General features: G+C 66.6%; 11 protein-coding genes. 5 read left to right on the top strand and 6 right to left on the bottom strand.

Translation table 11 applies throughout. From position 1 onward, the window contains the following. Window positions 1-191 precede the first annotated feature (191 nt). On the top strand, window positions 192-1,217 hold the full coding sequence (locus AC1Q64_RS09245; protein ID WP_492251110.1) for a Bug family tripartite tricarboxylate transporter substrate binding protein: 1,026 nt from the start codon (window positions 192-194) through the stop codon (window positions 1,215-1,217). Between the two features lie 77 nt (window positions 1,218-1,294). Beyond that, a complete protein-coding gene (locus tag AC1Q64_RS09240; protein WP_492251109.1) occupies window positions 1,295-2,869 on the top strand; it encodes a methyl-accepting chemotaxis protein in 1,575 nt (524 codons plus the stop codon). Between the two features lie 200 nt (window positions 2,870-3,069). On the opposite strand, the gene AC1Q64_RS09235 is transcribed toward AC1Q64_RS09240, so the two are convergent. The 3 genes from AC1Q64_RS09235 to AC1Q64_RS09225 all read right to left on the bottom strand — a co-directional run bounded on the left by AC1Q64_RS09235 (window position 3,070) and on the right by AC1Q64_RS09225 (window position 6,380). Further along, window positions 3,070-4,083, bottom strand: coding sequence for a tripartite tricarboxylate transporter substrate binding protein (locus AC1Q64_RS09235; RefSeq protein WP_492251108.1), 1,014 nt, complete (start codon window positions 4,081-4,083; stop codon window positions 3,070-3,072). A gap of 82 nt (window positions 4,084-4,165) precedes the next feature. Beyond that, window positions 4,166-5,380: a CaiB/BaiF CoA transferase family protein gene (locus tag AC1Q64_RS09230; protein ID WP_492251107.1), complete on the bottom strand. Its 1,215-nt coding sequence runs from the start codon at window positions 5,378-5,380 to the stop codon at window positions 4,166-4,168. Between the two features lie 22 nt (window positions 5,381-5,402). Beyond that, window positions 5,403-6,380 carry a hydroxymethylglutaryl-CoA lyase gene (locus AC1Q64_RS09225; protein WP_492251106.1) on the bottom strand — a complete coding sequence of 326 codons (978 nt, stop codon included), beginning with the start codon at window positions 6,378-6,380 and terminating at the stop codon, window positions 5,403-5,405. A 118-nt stretch (window positions 6,381-6,498) separates the two neighbouring features. Here AC1Q64_RS09225 and AC1Q64_RS09220 point away from each other — a divergent pair, with 118 nt between their 5' ends. The 3 genes from AC1Q64_RS09220 (at window position 6,499) to AC1Q64_RS09210 (ending at window position 8,423) form a co-directional block, all read left to right on the top strand. After that, window positions 6,499-7,401: a LysR family transcriptional regulator gene (locus AC1Q64_RS09220; RefSeq protein WP_492251105.1), complete on the top strand. Its 903-nt coding sequence runs from the start codon at window positions 6,499-6,501 to the stop codon at window positions 7,399-7,401. A 205-nt stretch (window positions 7,402-7,606) separates the two neighbouring features. Then, the gene (locus AC1Q64_RS09215) at window positions 7,607-7,915 is read left to right on the top strand and encodes a winged helix-turn-helix transcriptional regulator (RefSeq protein ID WP_056639856.1); all 309 of its coding nucleotides are present in this window, start codon (window positions 7,607-7,609) and stop codon (window positions 7,913-7,915) included. Between the two features lie 148 nt (window positions 7,916-8,063). Next, a complete protein-coding gene (locus tag AC1Q64_RS09210) occupies window positions 8,064-8,423 on the top strand; it encodes an FKBP-type peptidyl-prolyl cis-trans isomerase (protein WP_056061897.1) in 360 nt (119 codons plus the stop codon). A 139-nt stretch (window positions 8,424-8,562) separates the two neighbouring features. Here AC1Q64_RS09210 and AC1Q64_RS09205 read toward each other — a convergent pair whose 3' ends face one another. From AC1Q64_RS09205 to AC1Q64_RS09195, 3 genes are all read right to left on the bottom strand, one after another. Then, window positions 8,563-9,096, bottom strand: a complete 534-nt coding sequence (locus AC1Q64_RS09205) for a hypothetical protein (RefSeq protein ID WP_291434430.1) — start codon at window positions 9,094-9,096, stop codon at window positions 8,563-8,565. Window positions 9,097-9,219: 123 nt separating this feature from the next. After that, window positions 9,220-11,316 (bottom strand): VC_2705 family sodium/solute symporter, encoded by a 2,097-nt coding sequence (locus AC1Q64_RS09200; RefSeq protein WP_291434432.1) that lies wholly within the window; start codon window positions 11,314-11,316, stop codon window positions 9,220-9,222. Continuing rightward, a complete protein-coding gene (locus tag AC1Q64_RS09195; protein WP_492251104.1) occupies window positions 11,309-11,653 on the bottom strand; it encodes a DUF4212 domain-containing protein in 345 nt (114 codons plus the stop codon). The genes AC1Q64_RS09200 and AC1Q64_RS09195 overlap by 8 nt, the downstream gene beginning before the upstream one ends. Window positions 11,654-11,689: the final 36 nt, after the last annotated feature.

The raw sequence follows: 11,689 nt of genomic DNA, 5'->3' as shown, positions 1-11,689 counted from the left end.
GGCTGACGGCGTTGGGGGGGGGGGGGGGGGGGGGAGGGAAANNNGTACCCACCCCCCCCCCCCCCCCCCCCCCCCCCCCCCCCCCCCCCCCCCCCCCCCCCCCCCCCCCCCCCGCCAGGGCGCTCCAGCAGCGGCCTGAAGATCAGATTCCCGACGCCCTTTCTGCCTCCCCTCTTGTCAAAGGACTTTCCATGTCTGCAGAGATCGACCGCCGCCGGGCCATTGCCCAATCTGTTGCTACCGCCCTGGCATGGACCACGCTCGGCTCCTCCGCATGGGCGCAGAGCGCTGCGACGGCGGCACGCCCTGCCCCTGCAGCCAAGGCGCCCAAACTGGCAGGCACCGTGCGCATCGTGATCCCCGCCAACGCCGGTGGCGGCTGGGACCAGACAGGCCGAGCCCTCGGAGCCGCCATGGTGGCTGCCGGCGCTGCAGACCAGGTGGAATACGAAAACATGGGTGGCAAGGGCGGCACCATCGGCTTGGCCAAATACGCCGAAAAGTACAGCAACGACCCCAACACGCTGCTGATGGGAGGCATGGTGATGGTGGGCGCCGTGGCGCTGCAAAAGCCTACGGTGGACATGACACACATCCAGCCCCTGGCCCGGCTCACCAGCGACTACCTGGTGGCGGCCGTGGCGGCCAACTCCCCCATCAAGACCACCAAGGACCTCGCCGATGCGCTGCGTGCCGACCTCAAGGCCGTGCCCATTGCCGGGGGCTCGGCGGGTGGTGTGGACCATATCTATGCCGGCGTGCTGGCGCGCGCTGCCAAGGCCAGCCCCGAGGGGCTGGTCTACAAACCCTTCGCTGGCGGTGCCGAGGTGGTCGAGGCGGTGCTGTCGGGCAACGCGGCGCTGGGCCTGTCGGGCTACAGCGAGTTCAACGAAGCCATTGCTGGCGGCAAGCTGCGCGCTGTGGGCGTGTCATCGCGCCGCAGTGTCTTTGGCGTGCCGTCGTTCCGCGAGCAAGGGCTGGACGCCGTGATGGCCAACTGGCGTGGCGTGTTTACTGGCAAGGGCGTGCCTGCTGCGCGCGCGGCAGAAATGCTCGCCGCCGTCGATGCGGCCACCCACCATGAATCCTGGTTGCGCACGCTCAAGCAGAACCGGTGGGAACCCTCTTGGCTCACCGGCAAGGATTTGGCAGAGTTCATGGAGCTGGACCTCACCACCGCCCGCGTGATGGTGTACCTGCTCAAGCTGAAGGCCTGAGAAGGTCTGAACGCCCCCGCCACAAGCGCCTCTGAGCACCAGCCGACAGGCCTGCTGCAGAACCTTTGGAGCCTCTGATGAAAATGTCCAACTACTCCATCGGCGCACGCATGGCCACCGCCCTGGGCCTGGTGCTGGCCCTTCTGCTGGGCGCCGCGCTGTTCGGCATTGCAGCCCTGTACCAAACGCTGGGCACCTACGACACCACGGTGCAACAACGCGTGGCCCAGGAGCGCGCCGTGAGCCGCATGGAAAGCGAGTTCAAGACCCAGGTGCTGGAGTGGAAGAACACCCTGCTGCGCGGCGAGGACTCGCGCAAACGCGAGTTGCACTGGGCCGCCTTCCAGGCCAGCGAAAAACGCGTGGCCGACGCCGCCAAGGCACTGGAGCCCCAGTTGACCGACCCACAGGAAAAGGCGGCGCTGCAAAAGTTCACCCAGGCCCACGCACAGATGGCACAGGGCTACCGCAAGGGCTTTGAAGTGTTCCAGTCGCTCGGTTTTGTGCCGTCGGCGGGGGATGCGGATGTGGCCGACATCGACCAGGGTCCGGCCAAGCTGCTGACAGCGTTGAGCGAGCAAGTGGCCGCCAGTAGCGCTGCTATTGCACAGCAGGCGGCGCAGGACGCCCGGCGCGCACTGTTCAGCAGCCTGGTGGCACTCGCGCTGGTCACGGCGCTGGGCGCTTGCGCAGGGTGGCTCCTGACGCGTTCAGTGGTGCGCCCTCTGGGGGTAGCGGTGTCGGTGGCGCACAAGGTCGCAGCGGGCGACCTCACCACCAGCATCGAGGTGGAGGGCAAGGATGAGCCCGCGCGCCTGCTGGAGGCCTTGCGCGCCATGCAGGACAACCTGGAGAACGTGGTCTCCGGCGTGCGCGGCAACGCCGAAGGGGTGGCCAGCGCCAGCGCCGAAATCGCCCAGGGCAACGCCGACCTCAGCCTTCGCACCGAAGAGCAGGCATCGTCGCTGGACGAAACCACGTCCTCCATGCAGCAGCTGCAAGCCACGGTGCAGCAGAACGCCTCCAACGCCCAGCGCGCGAACGAGCTGGCCAAAAGCGGGGCCACTGTGGCGCAGCGCGGCGGCGACGTGGTTACGCAGATGGTCGAGGTGGTGCAAGGCATCCAGGACAGCTCGCGCCGCATTGCCGACATCATTGGCGTCATCGACGGCATCGCGTTCCAGACCAACATCCTCGCGCTCAATGCCGCCGTCGAGGCCGCCCGCGCCGGTGAACAGGGCCGGGGCTTTGCCGTGGTGGCCAGTGAGGTGCGCAACCTGGCCACCCGCAGCGCCAGCGCCGCGCGCGAGATCAAGCAGCTCATCCAGACCAGTGTGGAGCGCGTGCAGGCCGGCTCCGACCTGGCGCGCAATGCAGGCACCACGATGGCCGAGGTGGTGTCGTCCATCCAGGGCGTGAGCGCGCTGATGGAGGAAATCAGCCAGGCCAGCGCCGCACAGACCAGCGACATGCTGCGCGTGACGCAGGCCATCGTGCGCATGGACGAAGCCACGCAGCAAAACGCTGCGCTGGTAGAAGAAAGCGCCGCCGCCGCAGGCAGCCTGAGCGGGCAGGCGCGCCAGCTGGTGGAGGCCGTGGAGGTGTTCCGCCTGCGGCACACCCATCCCGCGCTGCCCGCGCCGCGCGCCTGACACCGGGCGCACAGGGCAGTTGCCCCTCACGCTGCCCTGCGATGGCACCGCGGCCCAACGGAGCCACGGCCCCGGCCTACACGTGAACGCTATCAATACAATAGCTGCTCAGGCATATTGCACTAGCGCAAGCGCCCGAAAACCCTCAAAACCTGCCTGAGGCCCGGCTAACACAAGTCGCAGGCAGCCCCTGCGCTGTGTCAGTCGATCTTCACGTTCGCGTTCTTCACCACCAGTGCCATGCGGGCCGCTTCGCTGCGGAAGAAGGCTGCAGCAGGCTCGGGCGGCGTGAGCTTGATTTCGTAGCCCTGCGCAATCAACGCGTCGCGCGCCTCGGGCATCTCCATGGCGGCCTTGAAGCCGTTGTACAGCCGGGCCAGCTCTGCCTTGGGCAAGCCTGCAGGCGCGACGGGGGCGATCCACCCATCCAGCTCGTAGCCAGGTAGACCTTGCTCGGCAATGGTGGGCACGCCCGGCAATGCAGCCACACGGACGGCCGTGGTCACGCCCAGCGCGCGCAAAGCGCCCGCCTTGATGTGCGCCGCAGCCGGTGCCACCGCCACCACACCCAGCTGCACCTGCCCGCCCAGGATGTCGTTCATGAGCGGGCCCATGCCCCGATAGGGGATGTGTTTGATATCCAGCTTGGCCTGGTCCACAAACATGGCCGCACCCAGGTGCAGGATGGTGCCGTTGCCGGACGAGCCGTAGTTGAGCACGCCAGGTTTGGACTTGGCCAGGGCAATCAGCTCCTGCACGGTCTTGGCGGGCACCGAGGGGTGAGCGACCAGCACAAACGGCGTGGCGCCCAGGATGGTGATGGGCGTGATGTCGGCCAGCGAATCGAACGGAATGTTCTTGTACACGCTAGGGTTGACCACGTGGTTGTTGGATACAACCCCGATCACCGAGCCATCCTTGGGTGCGCGCACGATCTGCGTGGTGCCGGTGATGCCGCCTGCGCCCGGAAGGTTCTCGATGACGATGGGCTGGCCCAGCGCCTTGGCCAGGCTGGTGCTGATGGCGCGGAGGGCGCCGTCGGCCCCCGATCCTGCCGACAGCGGCAAGATCACGCGCAACGGCTTGCCGTCGCCCTGCGCGTGCGCCATGCGCGGTAGGCCCCAGGCCACAGCGCCCAGTGCGGCAGCACCAGTGGCCAGGGCCTGGCGGCGTGTGAGGCAGATGGGGTGAAAGTCGAGGGTGGATGGGGGCACGGTTGTCTCCGGTCGTTGGTGTGGGGAATCCTGGGGCCTGCGGTCTGCGCCGCGTGGTGTATCCCCGGTCGTTAAACAAAAATCAGGCAATGGCCCCGGCGGCGTGCAGCGCAGCCACTTCATCGGCCGTGTAGCCCAGGCCCTGCAGCAGCTCGGCGGTGTGCTGGCCCAGGCGCGGCGGGTCGCAGCGCACATCCAGGCGCTGGCCCGCCATGCGCAGCGGCATCAGCGTGATCTGCGCCGTCTGGCCCGCACGCTCTCCATCGGGCAGGGTGATGTCGGCCAGGCCACCGGTGGCTTGCAGGTGCGGGTCGTCAAACAATTCTTCGGGCCGGCGGATGGGTGCAAACGGCAGGCCGTGGCGCTCGAAGACGGCCGCCAGTTCATCGGCCGTGTGCTGCGCCAGCCGCTCGCGCAGCACGGGCATCAGCGTGGGGCGGGCGCGCACGCGATCGTTGTTGGTGGCCAGGCAGGTGTCGGCCTTCAGGTCGGCATAGCCCATGGCGTCGCAGAAGGTCTGCCACTGCGCATCGCTCACTGCGGCCAGAAAGATCTGCCCGCCGTCCTTCACGCTGAACACGTCGTACACGGCCCACGACGAAATGCGGTCGGGCATGGGGGCGGCTGGTTTGCCGGTGACGGCGTACTGCATCATGTGCTGGCCGACCAGGAACACGTTGTTCTCGAACAGGGCCGAATCCACCTCCTGCCCGCGCCCGGTGATGCCGCGCTGCATCAGCGCCGCCATGGCACCAATCGCGCCGAACATGCCGCCCATGATGTCGTTCACGCTGCTTCCTGCGCGCAGCGGGTCGCCAGGGCGTCCGGTCATGTAGGCCAGGCCACCCATCATCTGCACCACTTCGTCGAGCGCCGTGCGGTGCTCGTAAGGGCCGGGCAAGAAGCCGGTGTGGTTGACGTAAATGAGGCGCGGGTTGACCTGGCTCAGCGCGGCATAGTCCAGGCCGTATTTCGTCATCACGCCAGGCTTGAAGTTTTGCGCCACCACGTCGGCCGATGCGGCCAGCTTGCGCGCCACCGCCAGGCCCTCGGGGCTGCGCAGGTCGAGCGCAACGCTCTTCTTGTTGCGGTTGAACATGGGGAAGAAGCCCGCGCCCGCGCCCAGCAGGTGGCGCGTGCGGTCGCCGTCCACGGGCTCGACCTTGATGACCTCGGCGCCCAGGTCGGCCAGCACCATGCCGCAGGTGGGGCCCATGACCATGTGGGTGAACTCCACCACGCGCAGGCCTTCCAGCGGCAGGCGGGGGGACGGTGGGGTGGGTTGTGTTTCGTTCATGTGCGGAGAGGGGATAAGAAGATCAGGCCGTTGCTGCTTCGCGCAGCGCGGCGGGTGCGGCATTCTGCGGCAGCCCGGCCTGCCACAGCGTGCCATGCAGGGTCTCGCCCGCCAGCCAGCCCGCCACGCGCTGGCGCAGTGCCAGCAAAGCGACCACGTCGATGCCGGTGGCGACGCCCATGCGCTCCAGCATGAACACCAGGTCTTCGGTGGTGACATTGCCGCTGGCGCCCGGTGCATGCGGGCAGCCGCCAATGCCCGCCAGGCAGGCGTCAAAGCGGGTGATGCCCGCCTGCCAGGCCGCGTACACGTTGGCCAGACCCATGCCGCGTGTGTCGTGAAAGTGCGCGCAGGCCAGGCGGTCGCCCACCAGCGCGCGGGCCTTGCAGAACAGGCGAGCGACCGAGGCCGGGTCGGCATAACCCACGGTGTCGGCCAGGCTCACGCGGTCAGCGCCCGCGTCCAGCAGCGCACGCATCAAGCGCAGCACTTCGCTCTCGGACACCTCGCCCTGCAGCGTGCAGCCAAAGGCCGTGCCCACGCCGCCTTCAATCAGGGTGCGGCTGCCGCTGGCATCGCGCAGCGCGCGGACGCGGGCCACCTCGGCCACCACCTCGTCGGGCGTCTTGCGCAGGTTGGCCAGGCTGTGGGCGTGGCTGGCAGACAGGGGCATGATCATCAGGTCGGCGCCCAGCTCCAGCGCGCGCTCGGCACCTTTGTAGTTGGGCACCAGCACCGAGGCAACGAGACCCGGCAGGGTCTTGGCATGGGCCAGCACCTCGGCCGTGTCGGCCAACTGGGGCAACAAGCGGGCGGGCACAAAGGAGCCCACCTCGATCTCGCGCTGGCCGGCGGCATAGGCGGCGTTGATCCATTCGATCTTGTGCGCAGTGGAAACCACGGTGGCAATGCTTTGCAGGCCGTCGCGCAGGCCCACTTCACGGACGATGGCGCGGGCCACCGGGGGCTGCAAGTCGGACGGGATCGGGGAGGTGTGCACGGGATGTCTCTTTCGGATGGGTCTGGGCAAGATTCTAAAAATTCCCGAATGAATCAGAAAATAGATCTCGGAAGCCATAACATTCCTAAACGGAACATCACAAACCTGGAGATTTGCCATGCGCGACCTGGACTTGCAGACCCTGCGCCTCTTTGCCGCCGTGTGCGAGCAGCGCAGCATTGCGCGTGTGGCAGAGCAGGAGTCCATCGTAGGCTCGGCCATCAGCAAGCGGCTGGCGCAGCTGGAAGACGCCGTGGGCACTCAACTGTTAGTGCGCAAACGACGGGGTGTGGCACCCACCCCGGCGGGCGAGACACTGCTGGAGCACGCCCGCACCATGCTGGCCAGCGTGGGGCAGATCGAGCGCGACATGGCGGCCTACGCCACCGGAACCCGGGGCCATGTGCGCATGCTGGTCACAGCCTCGGTCATGGCCGAGTCGCTGGCCGACGATGTGGCGGCCTTTCTGCAAGACCCGGCACACCGCAACATCCAGATCAGCCTGGAGGAACGCGTGAGCCCGGACGTGGTGCAAGGCGTGCGCGACGGCAGCGCGTCCATCGGCATCTGCTGGGACGCAGCCGACCTGTCGGGCCTGGAAACCAGCGCCTACCGCAGCGACCACCTGGCCGTGGTGGCACACGAGTCGCACCCCGTGGCCCAGCTGCAGAGCGTGCGGTTTGCCGACGTACTGGAGCACGAATTCGTCAGCATGCCCGCGCTCAGTGCAGTGCAGGTGCTGCTGGCGCGGGCCGCTGCGGTGGAGGGAAAAATGCTGGCCCACCGCGTACTGGTGTCCAACTTTGACGCCGCACTGCGGGTGGTGCGCGCCAACCTGGCCATCAGCGTGGTGCCGCGCGAAGTGGCCCAGCCGTTTGCCCAGTTGGCACCGGTGCGCATCGTCCCGCTGAGCGACCCCTGGGCCCAGCGGCGCTTTGCCATCTGCTACCGCAGCGCCCAGTGGCTGCCCCCTGCGGCCCAGTTGCTGGTGGGGCATCTGGCGGGGCTGGGACGCGCCTGAAGAGGCCCAAAAACCGTGGCCCTGTCGCAACAGTTTGATACGCAACATCGTATTTTTCGCCACTAGCGCATGTGTGCTGTGCGTTCTGAGCTACTAAACTTGTAGCAAAATGGGTTCCGCGCTATAGTCTCAGCGCATCAGCGGGCCTGGTTGACGGCCACCCGCACTGAATCCAGATCCAACACTTGCGCGAGGAGAAGCGTCCATGAGCTCCAAAGAAAATGCTTCCATCAACCAGCTCTTCGAGCGACTTGAATGCCGCTATGCGCTGCGCGTGCTGTGGGCCCTGAAGGACGGCCACCCCCAGACGTTCCGCCTGTTGCAGGACAGTGTCGGTGGCATCACCCCCAACACGCTCAACACACGCATCAAAGAGCTGCGCGAAGCCGGTTTTGTGGACCATGGCAGCGACGGCTACACCGTCACTCCCTCGGGCGCTGACCTGCTCAAGCGTCTGTCGGACGTGCAGGCCTTTGCCACCCGCTGGGTCGCAGGCCGCGCCAAGAAGGCCTGAGCCCCTCAGCTTCCCCCCTGCTCCCCCAGGGAAAAGCCCCGCCGGACTTCCGAGCGGGGCTTTCGCTAAAATGAGGGTCAAATTAGCTTCAAGCGCCAACAATACAAGCGCCTGAAGCTATATTTTTAATAGCAAACAAGGAATTCCCATGGCACTGACCACCACCGCATCCGGCCTGCAATACGAAGACACCACCGTGGGCGAAGGCGCCGAAGCCACCAAAGGCCAGAACGTGTCGGTGCACTACACCGGCTGGCTGTACAACAACGGTGAACAAGGTGCCAAGTTCGACTCCAGCCGTGACCGCAACGACCCCTTTGAATTTGCACTGGGCGCCGGCATGGTCATCAAGGGCTGGGACGAAGGCGTGCAAGGCATGAAGATTGGTGGCCAGCGCACCCTGATCATCCCTGCCGCCCTGGGCTACGGTGCACGTGGTGCGGGCGGTGTGATTCCCCCGAACGCCACACTCAAGTTCGACGTGGAACTGCTCAAGGTGGGTCGCTGATCGCAGCCCCTTGCTTGTCCCACAAAACGAAAGCGGCCCACGGGCCGCTTTTTCATGTCCACGCATCACGCGAGTGAGCAGGTGAACTCACGGGCTCCAACGTTCCTACAAATCAACGCGGCGCCACAACCCAGTGGCCTCAATCAAACAGCGCCTTGTCCAGCCGCTCGAACTTGGCATCCCCCACCGCCTCACGGATCTTGGGGGCCAGGGCAGCCAGGTCTTCAAAACTGCCCGCGCCCTCCACCGCCAGGTTCAGGCGAAACCCACGCAAGCCCAGCGCCGCCGTCAGCTCGGTCGCTATCGGGTAGGCCGCCTGGTAGCGCTCCATGGGCGAGCGTCCAGAGCCTTCCAACGGCGATGCCACTGTCCCCAGATCGGTGGCTGGAGCTTCTGCCAACGCGGCGGCGACAGGGGCAGCAGGGGCTGCGCTGCTGGCAACGGGGGTCACGGCTGCGGCTGACGTGTGCCCCCCCACCGGCGCCAGCAGCCCCTGGGCGATCATGGACTGCACGTCATCCTGCGTGATGCCCATGGCCGCTGTGGCCGCCAGAATCTCCCCCGTGGTGCGCTTGCCATCAAAAAGAATGAAGGCCGAGCGCTGGCGCGAACTCAGGCTGCCATGACGGTCCTTGAGTGCTTCCTGTCCAGCGGGGGTTTTGACGAGAACCATGAGTCTCCTAGTAGTGAGCAATGGTGGGGACCGCCGCAAAGCTATCACCTGCAAACCAGAATCCCATGTTTTGGCAACTCTGCAAATCGGGGTTTACACATAACCCCTGGCGGCATCGGCCCCTCACATCTCCGAGCGGATGCGTGGCAGCGGCGGCGGGGGCCGGGTGATCCAGCTGACCACCAGGGTGACGAGCAAGCCACACGGCACACCAAACACCCCGGCTGAAATGGGCTGGATGCCAAACCACAACCCGTCGGCCAGCAGCCAGCGCGGCAGCATCTGCATGGCAGGCACGTGCGACAGCATGTAGTACACCGTGATGGCCAGCCCGCCCAACATGCCCGCCACCGCGCCCTGCCGCGTGGTGCCACGCCAGAAGATGCCGAGCACCATCACCGGCACAAAGGCGGATGCCGCCAGCGAAAACGAAGCCGACACCATGGGCAGGATTTCGGACGGCTTGAGCGCCGCCACAAACGCGGCCGACAGGGCCACGGCGAGCAGCGTGAACTTGGTCAGGATCACCCGCTGCTCGGGCGACGCTTGGCGGCGCGTGTCCTGAAAATACAGGTCGCGCACGAGCGCATTGCTGATGGTGAGCAGCAAGCCGTCGGCCGTGGACAGCGCCGCTGCCAGGCCCCCTGCCGCTACCAGGCCCGACACTACATACGGCAGCCCGCCCAGTTCGGGCGTGGCCAGCATGATGAGGTCGGCCCCCAGCCGGATCTCGCCAAACTGGATCAGGCCATCGCCGTTCACGTCTTCCACCGACAGCAGCGAGCTGTCCACCCGCGCCCACTGCGCCATCCAGGTGGGCAGGGCCTCAAAACTGCTGCCCACCAGGTTCTGCATGACCTCGAACTTCACGAGCACCGCCAGCGCAGGCGCGCTGAGGTACAGCAGCGCAATGAAAAACAACGACCAGCCCACCGACGCACGCGCCGCCGACACCGTAGGCGATGTGTAGTAGCGGGTCAACAGGTGGGGCAGCCCAGCGGTGCCCACCATCAGGCAAAACATCAGCGCCAGAAAATTGCGGCGCGTGAGTTCGTAGTCCCGCTGCTCTTCGGGTGTGCCGTTGGGGTCGCCTGCGTAGGCCTGGCTATGGGGTGGCAGCCCACCCAGTGGGCGTGCGCGCTCATAGTTCTCGCGCATTTCGCGGGTCCAGCGCTCGCGGGCCGCCGCGGCATCGCGGGGCAGCGCGGCCAGCTCGCGGCTGGCGGAGACGATCAGGCCCACATCGGCGTTCTGGGCACGCAGGGCACGGATGCGCTCGCGCCCCTTCTCGCGCTCGCGCTCCAGGGCCGCTTCCACATCTTGCAAGCGCGCCTCGAAGTCCTTGGCGCGCTGCAGGTAGGCCTGCACCACCTGGTGCTCTGCAGGGGAGTCGAGCAGCTGTGCCTCCAGGTCGGCAATCTTGCTGATCTGAGCGCCATACACCAGTGGCGCCAGCGGGTTGCCCAGCTGCTTGTATGCCAGCCACGACACGGGAATCATGAACGCCAGCAAAAGCACTACGTACTGCGCCACCTGCGTCCAGGTGATGGCCCGCATGCCGCCCAGGAACGAGCACAGCAGCACCCCACCCAGGCCCAGCATGATGCCGATCTCGAACTGCACGCCGGTGAGGCGCGAGGCAATCAGCCCCACCCCGTAGATCTGCGCCACCACGTAAGTGAACGAGCACAAGACGGCGGCCAGCGCAGCAATGACGCGCGGCCAGCGCCCGCCAAAACGCACATGGAAAAAATCGGGAATGGTGTACAGGCCCATGGCGCGCAGGTGTGGCGCAATCAGCATGGCCACCAGGCAAAATCCACCCGTCCATCCCAGCAGATAGGCCAGGCCACCGGCCTGCCCCGGCGTGCCCGAAAAGCCCTGCAGGTACAGCGCGCCCGACAGGCTGATGAACGACGCCGCACTCATCCAGTCGGCCGCCGTGGCCATGCCGTTGTACATGGGCGGAATACGCCGCCCGGCCACGTAGTAGTCCTCGGGGTCCGTCGTGCGGCCATAGACGCCGATGCCCGCATACACCATCACGGTGAGGAACAAGAAGATCGGGCCGATCCAGTGGCGCGACAGACCCTGGTGCTCAGCCCAGGTCATCAGGGCCAGAAAACCCAGCACGCCCGCCACATAGAGCGCCAGGATGCGGTGCAGCCGCCACAAATAGGCGCGGTCTGCCTCTGCACTGCTTGGCTTGCGCTCAGCCATGGGAGCGGTCTTCAGCCGGAGGAGCGGAAAGCTCCAGCGCCTCGCGGTGCTGCTGGTCCTGCCGCTCGAAGTGGTTCATGGCCCAGCCGTAAGCGACCACGATGCCAATGAACACCAGCACGGCGCCCTGGGCCGCAATCCAGTAGCCCAGGGGCCAGCCACCCAACACCAGCACCTGCAGGTCGCGGGCAAAATAGGTGGCGCCAAACGACACCAGGGCCCACAGCAGGAGCAAACCTGCCTTGAGCCACAGGTGGCGCACGTCGTGCAAGTCGGGGGGAAACGGCCCCGCCATCTCGGCGTCGGCGGGGCGGGTAGCGGACTGCTGCAACGGCATCACAGGCACGGCATCACGGGCGCGGTGGCGAGTGGT

The sequence above is a fragment of the Acidovorax sp. GW835-FHT14G06 genome (genome assembly GCF_058793595.1).
The sequence above is the reverse complement of the archived record's forward strand: the minus strand, read 5'-3'. Positions and strand labels throughout refer to the sequence as shown.

Bases quoted from the DNA above. Each gene is read 5' to 3' on its own strand.
- AC1Q64_RS09245 (WP_492251110.1), top strand. From the start codon at position 192: ATGTCTGCAGAGATCGACCGCCGCCGGGCCATTGCCCAATCTGTTGCT.
- AC1Q64_RS09240 (WP_492251109.1), top strand. From the start codon at position 1,295: ATGAAAATGTCCAACTACTCCATCGGCGCACGCATGGCCACCGCCCTG.
- AC1Q64_RS09230 (WP_492251107.1), bottom strand. From the start codon at position 5,380: ATGAACGAAACACAACCCACCCCACCGTCCCCCCGCCTGCCGCTGGAA.
- AC1Q64_RS09220 (WP_492251105.1), top strand. From the start codon at position 6,499: ATGCGCGACCTGGACTTGCAGACCCTGCGCCTCTTTGCCGCCGTGTGC.
- AC1Q64_RS09215 (WP_056639856.1), top strand. From the start codon at position 7,607: ATGAGCTCCAAAGAAAATGCTTCCATCAACCAGCTCTTCGAGCGACTT.
- AC1Q64_RS09210 (WP_056061897.1), top strand. From the start codon at position 8,064: ATGGCACTGACCACCACCGCATCCGGCCTGCAATACGAAGACACCACC.
- AC1Q64_RS09205 (WP_291434430.1), bottom strand. From the start codon at position 9,096: ATGGTTCTCGTCAAAACCCCCGCTGGACAGGAAGCACTCAAGGACCGT.
- AC1Q64_RS09200 (WP_291434432.1), bottom strand. From the start codon at position 11,316: ATGGCTGAGCGCAAGCCAAGCAGTGCAGAGGCAGACCGCGCCTATTTG.
- AC1Q64_RS09195 (WP_492251104.1), bottom strand. From the start codon at position 11,653: ATGCCGTTGCAGCAGTCCGCTACCCGCCCCGCCGACGCCGAGATGGCG.